The 15,102-nt window shown below is 60.8% G+C and carries 17 protein-coding genes and 1 other RNA gene; 11 read left to right on the top strand and 7 right to left on the bottom strand.

The genetic code is table 11. From position 1 onward, the window contains the following. Nucleotides 1-203: 203 nt before the first annotated feature. A complete protein-coding gene (locus LOY68_RS30590) occupies nucleotides 204-1,181 on the bottom strand; it encodes an NADPH:quinone oxidoreductase family protein (protein ID WP_265041588.1) in 978 nt (325 codons plus the stop codon). Between the two features lie 150 nt (nucleotides 1,182-1,331). On the opposite strand from LOY68_RS30590, the gene LOY68_RS30585 reads away from it, so the two are divergent. Next, on the top strand, nucleotides 1,332-1,742 hold the full coding sequence (locus LOY68_RS30585) for a flagellar basal body-associated protein FliL (protein ID WP_054044634.1): 411 nt from the start codon (nucleotides 1,332-1,334) through the stop codon (nucleotides 1,740-1,742). Between the two features lie 117 nt (nucleotides 1,743-1,859). Here LOY68_RS30585 and LOY68_RS30580 read toward each other — a convergent pair whose 3' ends face one another. Continuing rightward, nucleotides 1,860-2,312: an EVE domain-containing protein gene (locus tag LOY68_RS30580; protein WP_054617001.1), complete on the bottom strand. Its 453-nt coding sequence runs from the start codon at nucleotides 2,310-2,312 to the stop codon at nucleotides 1,860-1,862. A 195-nt stretch (nucleotides 2,313-2,507) separates the two neighbouring features. On the opposite strand from LOY68_RS30580, the gene LOY68_RS30575 reads away from it, so the two are divergent. Continuing rightward, the gene (locus LOY68_RS30575) at nucleotides 2,508-2,660 is read left to right on the top strand and encodes a hypothetical protein (protein WP_008024268.1); all 153 of its coding nucleotides are present in this window, start codon (nucleotides 2,508-2,510) and stop codon (nucleotides 2,658-2,660) included. A gap of 34 nt (nucleotides 2,661-2,694) precedes the next feature. On the opposite strand, the gene LOY68_RS30570 is transcribed toward LOY68_RS30575, so the two are convergent. The 4 genes from LOY68_RS30570 to LOY68_RS30555 form a co-directional block, all read right to left on the bottom strand. Continuing rightward, entirely contained in the window at nucleotides 2,695-3,300 is a 606-nt protein-coding gene (locus LOY68_RS30570; protein WP_163910749.1) for a 5-formyltetrahydrofolate cyclo-ligase, read from the bottom strand. An 85-nt stretch (nucleotides 3,301-3,385) separates the two neighbouring features. Next, nucleotides 3,386-3,564, bottom strand: a non-coding RNA gene (ssrS, locus tag LOY68_RS30565) — 6S RNA. A 30-nt stretch (nucleotides 3,565-3,594) separates the two neighbouring features. Beyond that, a complete protein-coding gene (locus LOY68_RS30560; protein WP_007942435.1) occupies nucleotides 3,595-3,912 on the bottom strand; it encodes a cell division protein ZapA in 318 nt (105 codons plus the stop codon). Then, nucleotides 3,909-4,118 carry a TIGR02449 family protein gene (locus LOY68_RS30555; RefSeq protein ID WP_007942437.1) on the bottom strand — a complete coding sequence of 70 codons (210 nt, stop codon included), beginning with the start codon at nucleotides 4,116-4,118 and terminating at the stop codon, nucleotides 3,909-3,911. The genes LOY68_RS30560 and LOY68_RS30555 overlap by 4 nt, the downstream gene beginning before the upstream one ends. Nucleotides 4,119-4,246: 128 nt before the next feature. Here LOY68_RS30555 and LOY68_RS30550 point away from each other — a divergent pair, with 128 nt between their 5' ends. The 9 genes from LOY68_RS30550 to gcvH all read left to right on the top strand — a co-directional run bounded on the left by LOY68_RS30550 (nucleotide 4,247) and on the right by gcvH (nucleotide 13,711). Further along, nucleotides 4,247-4,804: a YecA family protein gene (locus tag LOY68_RS30550; protein WP_163910752.1), complete on the top strand. Its 558-nt coding sequence runs from the start codon at nucleotides 4,247-4,249 to the stop codon at nucleotides 4,802-4,804. A gap of 27 nt (nucleotides 4,805-4,831) precedes the next feature. Further along, nucleotides 4,832-6,166, top strand: a complete 1,335-nt coding sequence (gene pepP / locus LOY68_RS30545; protein WP_265041572.1) for a Xaa-Pro aminopeptidase — start codon at nucleotides 4,832-4,834, stop codon at nucleotides 6,164-6,166. Beyond that, on the top strand, nucleotides 6,163-7,350 hold the full coding sequence (gene ubiH / locus LOY68_RS30540; protein WP_265041570.1) for a 2-octaprenyl-6-methoxyphenyl hydroxylase: 1,188 nt from the start codon (nucleotides 6,163-6,165) through the stop codon (nucleotides 7,348-7,350). The genes pepP and ubiH overlap by 4 nt, the downstream gene beginning before the upstream one ends. Then, nucleotides 7,343-7,828, top strand: a complete 486-nt coding sequence (locus LOY68_RS30535) for a DUF4442 domain-containing protein (protein ID WP_054044622.1) — start codon at nucleotides 7,343-7,345, stop codon at nucleotides 7,826-7,828. The genes ubiH and LOY68_RS30535 overlap by 8 nt, the downstream gene beginning before the upstream one ends. A gap of 9 nt (nucleotides 7,829-7,837) precedes the next feature. Next, on the top strand, nucleotides 7,838-9,055 hold the full coding sequence (locus LOY68_RS30530; protein ID WP_177331486.1) for a 2-octaprenyl-3-methyl-6-methoxy-1,4-benzoquinol hydroxylase: 1,218 nt from the start codon (nucleotides 7,838-7,840) through the stop codon (nucleotides 9,053-9,055). A 217-nt stretch (nucleotides 9,056-9,272) separates the two neighbouring features. Next, nucleotides 9,273-10,277 (top strand): extracellular solute-binding protein, encoded by a 1,005-nt coding sequence (locus LOY68_RS30525; protein ID WP_054044618.1) that lies wholly within the window; start codon nucleotides 9,273-9,275, stop codon nucleotides 10,275-10,277. Between the two features lie 143 nt (nucleotides 10,278-10,420). Then, nucleotides 10,421-12,037 (top strand): ABC transporter permease, encoded by a 1,617-nt coding sequence (locus LOY68_RS30520; protein WP_265041568.1) that lies wholly within the window; start codon nucleotides 10,421-10,423, stop codon nucleotides 12,035-12,037. Between the two features lie 156 nt (nucleotides 12,038-12,193). Continuing rightward, nucleotides 12,194-13,276 carry a glycine cleavage system aminomethyltransferase GcvT gene (gcvT, locus tag LOY68_RS30515; RefSeq protein WP_265041566.1) on the top strand — a complete coding sequence of 361 codons (1,083 nt, stop codon included), beginning with the start codon at nucleotides 12,194-12,196 and terminating at the stop codon, nucleotides 13,274-13,276. 51 nt (nucleotides 13,277-13,327) lie between these two features. Then, nucleotides 13,328-13,711 (top strand): glycine cleavage system protein GcvH, encoded by a 384-nt coding sequence (gene gcvH / locus LOY68_RS30510; RefSeq protein ID WP_054044613.1) that lies wholly within the window; start codon nucleotides 13,328-13,330, stop codon nucleotides 13,709-13,711. Between the two features lie 101 nt (nucleotides 13,712-13,812). On the opposite strand, the gene LOY68_RS30505 is transcribed toward gcvH, so the two are convergent. Further along, nucleotides 13,813-14,952, bottom strand: coding sequence for a DegT/DnrJ/EryC1/StrS family aminotransferase (locus tag LOY68_RS30505; RefSeq protein WP_265041565.1), 1,140 nt, complete (start codon nucleotides 14,950-14,952; stop codon nucleotides 13,813-13,815). Nucleotides 14,953-15,102: the final 150 nt, after the last annotated feature.

Genomic DNA, 15,102 nt, shown 5'->3' with positions numbered 1-15,102 from the left:
AAAACAGCGGAAATGTTGGAGATCGCGTGTTCCTTTATGAACATGTCGCTCAGATATAAGTGAAGGACGGTGTGGGAAAGGTTACCGATAGGGCTTCGTGCGGCTAGCGGCTCGAAATAGCACGGCTTTTGCGGAAACGTCCTTCATATAAAGAAGAAGCGATCCAGCCAGTAGCGTCTACTGGCCAGATCGCTGCATCAGGCTTAGCGAACCTGCACCACCACTTTCCCGACCGCTTTGCGCTGGCCAAGATCATTAATCGCCTGCGCCGCATTGCTCAGCGGATACACCTGCGACACCAGCGGCTTCAACTTGCCTTCGGCAAACCAGCCAAACAATTGCTGGAAGTTCGCCGCGTTGTCCTGGGGCTGGCGTTGGGCAAACGAGCCCCAGAACACGCCGACCACCGCTGCGCCTTTGAGCAGGGCGAGGTTGACCGGGAATTCGGGGATGCGTCCGCTGGCGAAACCCACCACCAGCAGGCGGCCGTTCCAGGCGATGGCGCGCACGGCTTGGTCGAACAGGTCGCCGCCGACCGGGTCGTAGATCACGTCGGCACCCTGGCCGTCGGTCAGGCGTTTGATTTCGTCCTTGAGGCTGGTTTCGCTGTAGTTGATCAGTTCATCGGCGCCGGCGGCTTTGGCCACGGCGAGTTTTTCCGCGCTGCTGGCGGCGGCGATCACCCGGGCGCCCATGGCTTTGCCGATTTCCACGGCGGCCAGGCCGACACCGCCGGATGCGCCGAGCACCAGCAGGGTTTCGCCCGGTTGCAGGTTGGCGCGTTGCTTGAGGGCGTGCATCGAGGTGCCGTAGGTCATGCTGAAGGCGGCGGCGGTGTTGAAGTCCATCGACGGCGGGATCGGCAGCACGTTGTAGCCTGGCACGGCGACCTGTTCGGCGAAGCTGCCCCAACCGGTCAGGGCCATGACCCGGTCGCCAACCTTGAGGTGGCTGACCTTTTCGCCCACGGCACTGACCACACCCGCCGCTTCACCGCCCGGGGAAAACGGGAAGGGCGGCTTGAACTGGTATTTGCCCTCGATGATCAGCGTGTCCGGGAAGTTGACCCCGGCGGCGTGCACGTCCAGCAGGACTTCGTTCTTCTTCGCGACAGGACTGGCGACGTCTTCCAGCACCAGCGATTCGGCGGGGCCGAAGGCTTTGCATAGCACGGCTTTCATCAGGGCTATTCCTTTGGGAGTGATGGCCGATAAGTGTAGGTGTGTGAATCGTTGGGTCAACGAGCATGCCCGACCCTGATAACCAGCCATAAGCTTGTGCTTGCGCGGCGGGTCGATATGCTAGGCCGCAAACCGGATAAGGAGCGAATTGTGAAAGCGTGGATCATGTTGATGCTGGCCCTGTCTCTGCCCATGGCAGCGATGGCCGAAGAAGCCGCCAAAGAAGGCGAAGCCCCGAAAGTCAGCTACCTGACCCTGAGCCCGCCATTCGTGGGTAACTATGGGTTGGACGGCACGCCGAAGCTGAAGGTGTTCAAGGCCGATGTGGCATTGCGCGTGACCGGTGAAGAAGCGACCAAACTGGTGAAGGCCAATGAGCCGTTGATTCGCAATCAACTGGTGGCGTTGTTCACCCAGCAAACCACCGAGGCGATGAACACCGTCGAGGGCAAGGAAAAGCTGCGTCAGGAAGCGTTGAAGCAAACCCAGCAAGTGATGAATGACGAAACGGGTAAGCCGGTGGTTGAGGATCTGTTGTTTAACAACTTGATCATTCAGTAAGACTCTCGCTGTCCGGGCGGGCCTCTTCGCGAGCAAGCCCGCTCCCACAGGTGATCTACGCAATCCCTTGTGGGAGCGGGCTTGCTCGCGAAGGCATTTACCCTGTCGCTGCAAGGCTCAAGCTCTTAACGCAATCACCGCCGCCCACTGCTCGGCGGTCACCGGCATCACCGACAACCGCGACCCTTTCTGCACCAGTGGCATCTCGGCCAGCGCCGTCTGCTGCTTCAGATAATCCAGCTTCAACACCCTGGAAAACGTCTCGACATGCGCGACATCAATCGCGCTCCAGGCGTTTTTCTCGGCTGTAGCCTTCGGATCGTAGTAATGACTCTCAGGCTCCAGCGCCGTCGGGTCTGGATAGGCCGCTTCAACAATTTTGCCGATCCCGGCAATCCCGGGCTCCGGGCAGCTGGAGTGATAGAAGAAGAACTCGTCACCCACCGCCATCGCCCGCAGGAAATTACGTGCCTGATAGTTTCGAACCCCGTCCCAGCGCGCTTTGCCTAGCTTCGCAAGGTCGTTGATCGAGAGCTCGTCGGGCTCGGATTTCATCAGCCAATAAGCCATGGTTTTTGCTCCTTGCGAGGTGAGTGGGCAAGTTGTCGGGCAATTTTATGACAAACCGACAGTCGGTTGACGCCAGTGTTTGCGTGTCGGTTCACGTTGTCGCAAAATGCCGGCCTTCTAAGCTTGACGCTGCTGCACGGCCTACAACGGAAACCGCTGCTGTCATCGTGTTGATGTGCCTTTGGGGGGCAATCGATGAAACGCAAACCGGATTTACTATGGATTTTGGTTATTTTGTTCGGCCTCGGCGTCGTGACCACTGGCTATGCCCAAAGCTTGTGGAGCAACAAGACGGATGCGCCGATCGAGATCGCGCAGCAACAACAGCCGTCTGCCTTCAAGCGCTGAACCTGTCTTCCAGACGCCGCTGATTACAGTGGCGTCAGCCTGCGAAATACCACGCCTTGTCGGTCACCGTTCCTTGCAACGGCACATCCCAGCTCGCTTGAGCCAATCGTTCGACCTTCTGACATTCATGGGCCAGTCCCAATAGCGTCGGCTTGCGCCAGTTTTTGCGCCGCGCCAGATACGCCAGGCTTCGATCATAGAAACCGCCGCCCATGCCCAGGCGTCCACCGACATCGTCAAAACCCACCAATGGCAACAGCACCAGATCGAGCGCCCAGACTTTGCGTTGCCGGGCGACGTTGTGCCGGGGTTCGAGAATGCGGAAGCGGTTAGGTTTGAGTTTTTCGCCGGGACGAATTCGCTGGAACACCATTTTGGTTCGCGGCCAGGCGCTGAGCACCGGCAGATAAGTCGCCTTGCCCCGGCGTTGCGCGGCACGCAGCAACACGCGCGGATCGATTTCACCGTCAGTGGGCAGATACAGAGAGATATGTTTTGCGCGGCGAAACTGTGGGTGCTGGGCCAATTGCTTATATAACCCGCGAGCGGCCTGGCGCTGCTGACTGGGTGTCAGTGCGCGGCGGGCCTTGCGCAGCATGCGTCGAAGTTGCGGGCGGGGAAGCAGCGCAGGTTCGGTCATGAATTCAGCTTCGGCAGGACGAATACGTAAAGCGTACCCGTAAAAAAGCCGATGCCGGTATTTAAACCGGCATCGGACTGGAATCAGGCTCCCCGGATGAACCGCTGCTGACTTAGCCCTTGAACCCGAAAGTTCAAGGTGGAAGATGCAGTAGGCTTTAAGGCTTTCCGTCTAGCGGACATGCACACCAGCCCAACGTGCAGCCTCCAGGGTAGTGCGAATCGGCTCAGGGACGTGGTCAACTGGCAAGCACCCCAGGGAGTGACGCGAGTATACCCCAAGCGGTTTCGCGTTTCAGCCCTTGGTGACGTCCGGATCGGTTGCGAGCACCAGATCGACGCGATCAAGCAGGTCGCGAACCTGCTCACGGGTCGAACCGCTGGCCTGTACGTCCGGGCGTTCTTCCTTGTGCAGCAGGTCGTGGGTGATGTTCAGCGCGGCCATCACGGCGATACGGTCGGCGCCAATGACTTTGCCGCTGCTGCGGATTTCGCGCATCTTGCCGTCCAGGTAACGGGCGGCACTCACCAGGTTGCTGCGCTCTTCCTGGGGGCAGATGATCGAATATTCTTTGTCGAGGATCTGCACGGTAACGCTATTGCTTGAACTCATGAGTCTTGCTCCAGGGCTTTGAGGCGCGAAATCATCGATTCGACCTTACGCCGGGCGATTTCGTTTTTTTCAATGAGGTGCGCGCGTTCCTCGCGCCAGGTTTTTTCCTGCGCTAATAGGAGTCCGTTTTGGCTCTTTAGTTGCTCGACTCGGCTAATTAGCAGCTCAAGTCTTGCCATCAGCGCTTGCAGATCGGTGTCTTCCATTGTGTCCACTGAATTTGTGTCTGATGGGGGAAAGCTGCGGGACAGCCTTTAATAGTCTTGGCGAGTCTGTCGATGTAGGATACAAGGCCTTCATTCTAGACATAGCGCCGTCTGGCGCCTAGCTGCCCATGCCCATTCAGAATTCCCCGTACCAAGCCTTCGCCACCCTGCTGACTTCCAGCGGTCATAACGTCTCGCCTGCCGAACTGCATGGCCTGTTGCTCGGCCGCAGTTGCGCCGGTGCCGGCTTTGAAGCCGACAGCTGGCTGTCCGACGCTGGCGAACTGCTCGAAGGCGAGCCGCAAGATAACGTTCGCAACGCCTTGATCGGCCTGCAAGAGATGGTCAAGGGCGAGCTGACCGGCGACGACATGACCGTCGTCCTGCTGCTGCCAACCGACGATGCGCCGCTGGCAGACCGCGCTGCTGCACTGGGCCAATGGTGCCAGGGCTTCCTCGCCGGTTTCGGCCTGACCTACCGCGACAACGCGCTGAGCACTGAAGCGACCGAGGTCCTGCAAGACCTGGCCGCCATCGCCCAGGTGCAAGACGCCCTGGAAGAGTCCGACGACGGCGAAAGCGACTACATGGAAGTCATGGAGTACCTGCGCGTCGCGCCGCTGCTGCTGTTCACCGAAACCAAGAAACCTGCCGAGCCGGCCGCTGCCAAACCGTCGTTGCATTAATCGCCTGCCAGGGAAAGCCATCTGCCCATGATTCATATCCCGAAATCGGAATACAGTCGTCGCCGCAAGGCCTTGATGGCGCAGATGGAACCCAACAGCATCGCGATCCTGCCCGCCGCCGCGGTGGCGATCCGCAACCGCGACGTCGAGCACGTTTACCGTCAGGACAGCGACTTCCAGTACCTCAGCGGTTTCCCCGAGCCTCAAGCCGTCATCGTTTTGATGCCCGGCCGTGAGCACGGCGAATACCTGCTGTTTTGCCGCGAGCGCAACGCCGAGCGCGAACTGTGGGACGGGCTGCGCGCTGGTCAGGAAGGCGCGATCCGCGACTTTGGCGCCGACGACGCGTTCCCCATTACCGACATCGACGACATCCTGCCGGGCCTGATCGAAGGGCGCGACCGGGTGTATTCAGCCATGGGCAGTAACCCTGAATTCGACCGGCACCTGATGGACTGGATCAACGTGATCCGCTCTAAAGCGCACCTCGGCGCCCAGCCGCCGAACGAATTCGTTGCCCTGGATCATCTGCTGCACGACATGCGCCTGTATAAATCGGCGGCAGAAGTGAAGGTGATGCGCGAAGCCGCACGGATTTCCGCCCAGGCGCATATCCGCGCGATGCAGGCCAGCCGCGCCGGTTTGCATGAGTTCAGCCTGGAAGCCGAGCTTGATTACGAGTTCCGCAAGGGCGGGGCGAAGATGCCGGCGTATGGCTCGATCGTCGCCTCGGGGCGCAACAGCTGCATCCTGCATTACCAGCAGAATGATGCGGTGCTCAAGGACGGCGACCTGGTGCTGATCGATGCCGGTTGCGAGATCGATTGCTACGCCAGCGACATTACCCGCACCTGGCCGGTCAACGGCAAGTATTCGGCCGAGCAGAAGGCGATCTACGAGTTGGTGCTGGCCTCGCAGGAAGCGGCGTTTGCCGAGATCGCGCCGAACAAACACTGGAATCAGGCACACGAAGCCACGGTCCGGGTGATTACTACCGGGTTGGTGAAACTGGGCCTGTTGCAGGGCGATGTCGACGAGTTGATCGCCAGCGAAGCTTATAAAGCGTTTTACATGCACCGCGCCGGCCACTGGCTGGGCATGGATGTGCATGACGTCGGCGAGTACAAGGTCGGCGGCGAATGGCGCGTGCTGGAAGTCGGCATGGCGCTGACGGTTGAGCCGGGGATCTACATCTCCCCCGATAACCAAAACGTGGCGAAGAAATGGCGCGGCATTGGCGTGCGTATCGAGGACGACGTGGTAGTGACCAAGACCGGTTGTGAAATCCTGACGAAAGGCGTGCCGAAAACGGTCGCCGAGATCGAGGCCTTGATGGCGCAAGCACGGACACAAGCGGCATGAGTCGAGTCAATCTGGCAATCATCGGTGGCGGCCTGGTCGGCGCCAGTCTGGCGTTGGCCTTGCAAGCCGGGGCCAAGGCGCGCGGCTGGAAGATCGTGTTGATCGAACCGTTCGCCCCCGGTGACAGTTATCAGCCGAGCTACGACGCGCGTTCTTCGGCGCTGTCCTATGGCGCCAAGCAGATTTATCAACGGTTGGGCGTGTGGCAGGAAATCTCTCGCCGCGCCGAGCCGATCAAGCAGATTCATGTCTCCGACCGTGGGCGTTTTTCCACGGCGCGACTGTCGGCGATGGAAGAGGGCGTTCCGGCTCTCGGTTATGTGGTGGAAAACGCCTGGCTTGGTCAATGCCTCTGGCAAGGCCTGGACAAGGACGTGGTCAGCTGGCGTTGTCCGGCTGAAGTCATCCGCATGGAACCGCTGACCGATGGCTATCGCCTGACCCTCAATGACGAAACCACCCTGGAATGCGACCTCGCGGTGCTCGCCGATGGCGGGCGTTCCGGTCTGCGCGAACAACTGGGGATCGGCATCAAGACGCGCCCGTACAACCAGAGCGCACTGATCGCCAACATCACACCGAGCGAAGCCCATAACGGCATGGCTTTCGAGCGCTTCACCGATGACGGCCCGATGGCGTTGTTGCCGCTGCCGGACAATCGCTGCGCCCTGGTCTGGACCCGTCTGGGCATGGACGCGCAACGGCTGGCGGCCCTCGATGAAAAGAGCTTCCTCAGCGAGTTGCAGGGCGTGTTCGGTTATCGCCTCGGCACGTTGAAACAGGTCGGCGCGCGGCATTTGTACCCGCTGACCTTGATCGAGGCCGAAGAGCAGGTGCGTCCGCATCTGGCGATTCTCGGCAACGCCGCTCACAGCTTGCATCCGATTGCGGGGCAGGGGTTCAACCTGTCCTTGCGCGATGCCCAGGCCTTGGCCGATGCGTTGCTGGCCAGCGAAACCTCGCCCGGCGACTTTGCGACGTTGCAGGCTTATCGCGAGCGCCAGCGCATGGATCAGAACCTGACCGTGGGCTTCTCCGATCAGGTCACGCGCCTGTTCGGCAGCACCCAGCCGCTGGTGTCCCTAGGCCGTAATATCGGCCTGCTCGGCCTCGATCTGTTGCCGCCGGCCAAGCGCTGGTTCGCCCGGCAGGCCATGGGTTTGGGTACTCGCCCGGATGCTTAAGTGGCTGACTGCAAAATTCGGCAAGGCGCGGTTGATGCGCTGGGTCATGACGTTCTACCCGCCGTACCTCGGCGCCGGTGTCCGAGTGCAGCACATCAGCGATGACTTCCGGGACATCAAAGTGTCCATGGGTTTGGGCTGGTACAACCGCAATTACGTGGGCACCCAGTTCGGTGGCAGTCTGTATTCGATGGTCGATCCGTTCTACATGCTGATGCTGATGGAAAACCTCGGGCACCGGTACATCGTCTGGGACAAGGCCGCCGACATCGATTTCATTGCGCCGGGCAAAGGCCCGGTGTTCGCCCGCTTCAACATCGACGAGACCTTGCTCGACGAGATCCGCCGGCAGACGGCGAGTGGCGAAAAATACCTGCCGCAGTTGCAGGTCGATATTCACGACGGCGCCGGCACCTTGGTGGCGCGGGTCGAAAAAACCCTTTACGTGCGGCTCAAGCCGCAAGCGAGACAGGCTTAAAGCATGGAAATGCGCGCAGATCTGCTGATTGTCGGGGCCGGAATGGTCGGCAGCGCCCTGGCGCTGGCGTTACAGGACAGCGGGCTGGAAGTCCTGCTGCTGGACGGCAGCCCCATGAGCGTCAAACCCTTCGATGCCCAAGCGACATTCGAGCCGCGAGTCAGCGCCTTGTCGGCCGCCAGCCAGCGCATTCTTGAGCGCCTCGGCGTGTGGGACGGCATCGCCAGCCGGCGCAGCAGCCCCTACACCGATATGCACGTTTGGGACGGCAGCGGCACCGGGCAAATCCATTTTTCGGCGGCCAGTGTGCACGCCGACGTATTGGGCCATATCGTCGAGAACCGCGTGGTCCAGGATGCCTTGCTCGACCGCTTGCACGACTGTGATCTCGGGATGCTGGCCAATGCGCGCCTGGAGCAGATGCGCCGCTCCGGCGATGACTGGCTGCTGACCCTGGCCGATGGCCGCACCTTGCGCGCGCCGTTGGTGATCGCGGCCGACGGCGCCAACTCGGCGGTGCGACGCCTGACCGGTGTCGCGACCCGCGAATGGGACTACATGCATCACGCGATCGTGACCAGCGTGCGCAGCTCCAAACCGCATCAGATGACCGCTTGGCAGCGGTTTACCGATAACGGGCCACTGGCGTTTTTGCCGCTGGAGCGGGACGGGCAGCAGGATTGGTGTTCGATCGTCTGGTCGACCACGCCGAGCGAAGCCGAACGCCTGATGGCACTGGATGACCAAGGTTTCTGCCGCGAACTGGAGCGGGCCTTCGAGGGCCGTTTGGGTACAGTGCTCAGTGCTGATCCGCGTGTGTGCGTGCCGTTGCGTCAACGGCATGCCAAGCGCTATGTGGCGGAAGGCCTGGCGCTGATCGGCGATGCGGCGCACACCATTCACCCGCTGGCCGGGCAGGGCGTGAACCTCGGTTTCCTGGATGCGGCGGTGCTGGCTGAAGTGTTGCTGCAAGCGGCGGAACGCGGTGAGCGCCTGGCGGATGTGAAAGTCCTCAGCCGTTACGAGCGTCGGCGCATGCCGCACAACCTGGCGCTGATGGCGGCGATGGAAGGTTTCGAGCGCCTGTTCCAGGCCGATCCGCTGCCGGTGCGCTGGTTGCGTAATGCCGGGCTGAAGATCGTCGAGCAATTGCCGGAGGCCAAGGCGTTGTTTGTGCGCGAGGCGCTGGGGTTGACCGGGGATTTGCCGGCGCTGGCCAAGGCTTGAGATTTTCGCTGGGGCTGATGGCCTCTTCGCGGGCAAGCCTCGCTCCTACAGGGTTGAGGTGATCCGTAGGAGCGAGGCTTGCCCGCGAAGGCGTCAGAACATCCAACGCACATCTCAACCTGTGCAACATCTGGTAACTCACCCGCAAACTGTTCGATTGAGCTGACAAATGTGAGTCCTTATCATTTGGCCTCATTTATCAATCGAGACCGCTCCCATGTTGGCACCGAAGCGTCTATTGACCGCGCTGGCCCTGACCCTGATCGGCAGCACCGCCGCCCAGGCCGCCGACGAGGTGGTGGTTTACTCCTCACGCATCGACGAGCTGATCAAGCCAGTCTTCGATGCCTACACCGCGAAAACCGGTGTTCAGGTGAAGTTCATCACCGACAAGGAAGCACCGCTGATGCAGCGCATCAAGGCCGAGGGCGAAAACGCCACCGCCGACCTGCTGCTCACCGTCGATGCCGGCAACCTCTGGCAGGCCGAGCAGATGGGCATTCTCCAGCCGTTCACTTCCAAGACCATCGACGCCAACATTCCTTTGCAATATCGCGCCGCGTCCCATGCCTGGACCGGCCTGAGCCTGCGGGCGCGGACCATCGCCTATTCCACTGACCGCGTGAAACCCGGTGAACTGACGACTTATGAAGGGCTGGCCGACAAGCAATGGGAAGGTCGTCTGTGCCTGCGCACGGCGAAGAAGGTCTACAACCAGTCGCTGACCGCCACCATGATCGAAGTCCACGGCGCCGATAAAACCGAGAAGATCCTCAAGGGTTGGGTGAGCAACCTGTCCACCGACGTGTTCTCCGATGACATCGCGGTGCTGGAAGCGATCAACGCTGGCCAGTGCGACGTCGGCATCGTCAACACCTACTACTACGGCCGCCTGCACAAGCAGAAACCGGACCTGGCGGTGAAACTGTTCTGGCCGAACCAGGGCGACCGTGGCGTGCACGTCAATCTGTCGGGCATCGGCCTGACCAAACATGCGCCGCACCCGGAAGCGGCCAAGGCCTTGGTTGAATGGATGACAACGCCGGAAGCACAGAAGATCTTCGCCGATGTGAACCAGGAATTCCCGGCCAACCCGGCGGTACAGCCATCGGCTGAAGTGGCGAGCTGGGGCAAGTTTGTCGCCGATACCTTGCCGGTGGAAATTGCCGGCAAGCGTCAGGCTGAAGCGATTCGCATGATGGATCGCGCTGGCTGGAACTGAAGATCAAAAGATCGCAGCCTCGTTTCACTCGACAGCTCCTACATTGGGATCGCGTAACCCTGTAGGAGCTGTCGAGTGAAACGAGGCTGCGATCTTTTTGCAATGTACATACACTTCTGCTGATTCACCCCTGAGAGCTTTCCTTGGCCCACCCCGCCCAACGCCGCTGGTACCCCCTGGTCTTCGCCATCGCCGCGCTGGTCCTGCTGCCGCTGAGCGTGCTGTTTTTCTCTTGGCAAACCATCGATCAACAAATCTGGTCCCACCTCTGGGACACGCAGATGCCACGGCTGTTGGGCAACACCCTGACCCTGGTACTCGGCGTCGGTGTCGGTGTGACGCTGTTGGGCGTGAGCCTGGCCTGGCTTACCAGCCTCTGTGAATTCCCCGGTCGGCGCTGGCTGGATTGGGCGTTGATGCTGCCGTTCGCGATTCCCGCCTACGTGCTGGCGTTTGTCTTCGTCGGCCTGCTGGATTTCGCCGGTCCCGTGCAAACCCTGATGCGCGAATGGTTCGGCAGCGGGCTGCGCTTGCCGCGCGTGCGTTCCACCGGTGGCGTGATCCTCGTGCTGGTGCTGGTGTTCTACCCCTACGTTTACCTGTTGGCGCGCACCGCGTTCCTCGCTCAGGGCAAAGGCCTGATGGAAGCCGCCCGAGTCCTCGGGCAATCGCCATGGCAAGCGTTCTGGCGCGTGGCATTGCCCATGGCGCGTCCGGCCATCGGTGCCGGTGTGGCGCTCGCGCTGATGGAAACCCTGGCGGATTTCGGCGCGGTGTCGGTGTTCAACTTCGACACCTTCACCACTGCGATCTACAAAACCTGGTACGGCTTCTTCAGCCTCTCGACCGCCGCGCAACTGGCCAGCCTGTTGCTGCTGGTGGTGATGGTGGTGCTCTACGGCGAGCGCCGCGCCCGGGGCGCCAATCGAGCGAGCAACGAGCGGCCGCGGGTCAAGGCGCTGTATCACCTGCGCGGCATCAAGGCATTGGCGGCGATGAGTTGGTGCGGACTGGTGTTCGCCTGCGCCTTCGTGATTCCGATGCTGCAACTGGTGGTGTGGTTCTGGCAGCGCGGGCGCTTCGATCTGGATGAGCGTTACGCCGGACTGATCGTCCACACCCTGTACCTTGGCGGTATGGCCGCGCTGATTACCGTCAGCGTCGCCTTGCTGCTGGCGTTTGCCCGACGCCTGGCGCCGACCCGGGCGATCCGTTCCGGCGTAAGCCTGGCCAACCTCGGCTACGCCTTGCCCGGCTCGGTGTTGGCGGTGTCGATCATGCTGGCGTTCAGTTATCTGGATCGCGAATTGGTGATCCCGCTGTCGGGCTGGCTCGGCGGTGCGGGCAAGCCGTTGTTGCTGGGTAGCCTGTCGGCGCTGATATTGGCGTATCTGGTGCGTTTCATCGCGGTGGCTTACGGGCCGCTGGAAAGCAGTCTGGCGCGAATACGGCCTTCTTTGCCCGAAGCGGCACGTAGCCTTGGGGTCAGTGGGCCACGACTGTTTTTCAAAGTGTATCTGCCGCTTTTGCTGCCCGGCACTTTGAGCGCGGCGTTGCTGGTGTTCGTCGATGTGCTCAAGGAAATGCCCGCGACCCTGCTGATGCGCCCGTTTGGCTGGGACACGCTGGCAGTTCGCATCTTTGAAATGACCAGCGAAGGAGAGTGGGCGAGGGCGTCGTTGCCGGCATTGACCCTGGTTTTGGTCGGACTGTTACCGGTCATCGGATTGATTCGACGTTCGGCGCATCGAAACGCCTAGGTGCCAGTCCTACACCTTGCGGCTACAATGCGCGGCATTCGGTGCGGTCCGTCTGACAGATCAGGTAGCTGAAATCGGCTGTAGGCCCTCTATTTCAAGGCTTTCAACCCATGCAGTGCTTGTCCGCACCTTCGCCACGCCCGGAAGGAGAAACCCATGGGACAGCGTACGCCTCTGTATGACCTTCATCTCGCCCTCGGCGCGAAGATGGTCGATTTTGGCGGTTGGGATATGCCACTGCATTACGGCTCGCAGGTCGAGGAACACCATCAGGTGCGCCGCGATTGCGGGGTTTTCGATGTATCCCACATGACCGTGATCGATGTCGACGGCCCCCAGGCCAAGGCCTGGCTCCAGCACTTGCTGGCCAATGATGTCGAACGCCTGCACAGCCCCGGCCGTGCCTTGTACAGCACCATGCTCAACGAGCGCGGCGGTATCGTCGACGACATGCTCGTCTACCGTCTCGAAGACGGCTATCGGCTGGTGGTCAACGCCTCCACCCGGGATCAGGATCTGGCCTGGATGCAGGCGCATATCGACGGCTTCGATGTGCGCCTGCTTGAGCGCTCCGAGTTGGCGATGCTGGCCATTCAAGGTCCCCACGCGCGGCACAAGATCGCCGAGCTGGTCACGCAGTCCCGTGGCAATCTCATCCAGATACTCAAACCTTTCGAAGGTCAGTTCGACGGTGACTGGTTTATCGCGCGCACCGGTTACACCGGCGAAGATGGCCTGGAAATCGTGTTGCCGGCCAATCAGGCGCCGGGTTTCTTCAACGACCTGGTGGGCGCGGGCATCTCGCCCATTGGTCTTGGCGCCCGGGATACCTTGCGCGTCGAAGCCGGGATGAACCTCTACGGCCAGGACATTCATCAAGATGTCTCACCGTTGGCCTCCAATATGGCCTGGAGCATTGCCTGGGAACCGGCCTCGCGCCAGTTCATCGGGCGTGCGGCCCTCGAAGCCGAGAAGGCCAACGGCGTGCAGCACAAACTGGTCGGTCTGGTGCTTGAGGAACGTGGGGTTTTGCGCGCTCATCAAGTCGTCCGTATCGCCAATGTTGGCGAAGGGGAGATCACCAGTGGTAGTTTCTCTCCTACGCTTAGCAAGTCGATTGCACTGGCGCGCGTGCCGATGGCGACCGCCGACCGCGCAGAAGTGGAAATCCGTGGCAAGTGGTACCCGGTCCGAGTGGTCAAACCGACCTTCGTACGCCATGGCAAAACCTTGATCTAAACCTTTTCTGGCGGGCAACGACCGCTGACATTTTTCTTGAGGACACAGAACATGAGCGATATCCCTGCCGACCTGCGTTTTGCCGAAAGTCACGAATGGGCGCGTCTGGAAGCCGATGGAACCGTCACCGTGGGCATCAGCGATCACGCTCAGGAAGCCTTGGGCGACGTGGTGTTCGTTGAACTGACTGAAGTCGGCAAAGTGTTTGCTGCCGGCGATCAATCCGGTGTGGTTGAGTCGGTTAAAGCCGCCTCCGATATCTACTCGCCGATTGGCGGTGAAGTGATCGCGATCAATGAAGACCTGAGCGGTTCGCCTGAAGCGCTGAACACCGATCCGTACGGTGCGTGGATCTTCAAACTCAAGCCAAGCAACCCGGCTGAGCTGGACAAACTGCTGGATGCAGCAGGCTACAAAGCTGCTATCGGCGAATAACCCTCGCCCAGTGTAGGAGCTGCCGAAGGCTGCGATCTTTTGATCTTCGCTGTTTAAAGATCAAAAGATCGCAGCCTTCGGCAGCTCCTACACAGGTTGGCTTATGGCTTCAGAACTGCTTTGACCGCTGCCACCGACCGCTCGACATCCGCCTTGGTCATGCTCGTAAACATCGGCAACGAAACAATCAGGCGCCCGACTCGTTCGGCCACCGCAAACATGCCTTCCTTGAAACCGCGCTCGCGGTAAAGACTCAGCAGGTGGATCGGCGGGTAGTGATAGCCGATGCCGACGCCCAGTGCCTGCATCTGCTCCATGAACGTAGCCCGTGCCGGTTGGCCGTCCTTACGCTCGGGCAGCACCAGTTGGAACAAGTGCCAGTTGCTGTTCTCGAAATCCGCTGGCGGCAATTGCGCGCCGTACTGCGCTTCGAAATCTGCACCGAAACACGCGAAATAGTGCCGCGCCAGCTCACGCCGATGAGCCGTGATCGCCTTGATATGCGCAAACTGCCCCAAGCCAATCGCCGCCGCGACATCGGTCATGTTGAACTTGCCGCCCAGCACATCCACGTCCAGACCATCGAAGCCGTTGCGGGTGACACCCTGCAGACGATACTTCTCCGCCAGCCGCGCTTCTTCAGGCGTGTTCAACACCAGGCAACCGCCCTCCGAAGAGGTGACGTTCTTGTTCGCCTGGAAACTGAACGACACGAAGTCGCCGGTGGCACCGATACGTTGGCCATTCCAGCTCGAACCCAAGGCTTGGGCGGCATCTTCGACAATCCGCAAACCGTGCTTTTTGGCGATCGCATACAGCCGGTTCATATCCACCGGCAACCCGGCGAGGTACACCGGAATGATCGCCTTGGTGCGCGGCGTGATCGCGGCTTCCAACTGATCGAGGTCGATATTGCGAGTGACCGGGTCGATATCGGCAAACACTGGCGTGGCGCCGACTTCCAGAATCACGTTGGTGGTGGCGACCCAGGAAATCGGCGTGGTGATCACCTCATCGCCCGGTCCGATTCCGGCGATGCGCAGGGCGATTTCCATGGTGCAGGTGCCGGAGTTGAAGGTGCGCACCGGGCGCCCGCCGAAGAACACCGAGAGTTGCGCTTCAAACGCCTGGACCTTGGGACCGCTGGTGATCCAGCCCGAACGCAGCACGTCGCCGACCGCGGCAATCGTGGCTTCATCGATGACGGGTTTGGAAAAGGGCAGAAATGGCAGTTGGCTCATAAACGATAGACACCCGATAGCGGACGTTAAATAGGCGCCGAACATGATGCTCGGGATTGAGCGAAGCCGCCACGCCATCCGCTCGGGTATCGGCTGCTATGCTGGTTTGACCGTGTTGCATCGACGTTGAGCGCCAGTCAAGAGAGAGCC

The sequence above is a fragment of the Pseudomonas sp. B21-053 genome (assembly GCF_026016365.1).
Classification (GTDB): domain Bacteria; phylum Pseudomonadota; class Gammaproteobacteria; order Pseudomonadales; family Pseudomonadaceae; genus Aquipseudomonas; species Aquipseudomonas nunensis.
Note: the sequence above shows the minus strand (reverse complement) of the source record. Positions and strands in the feature narration are given on the sequence as shown.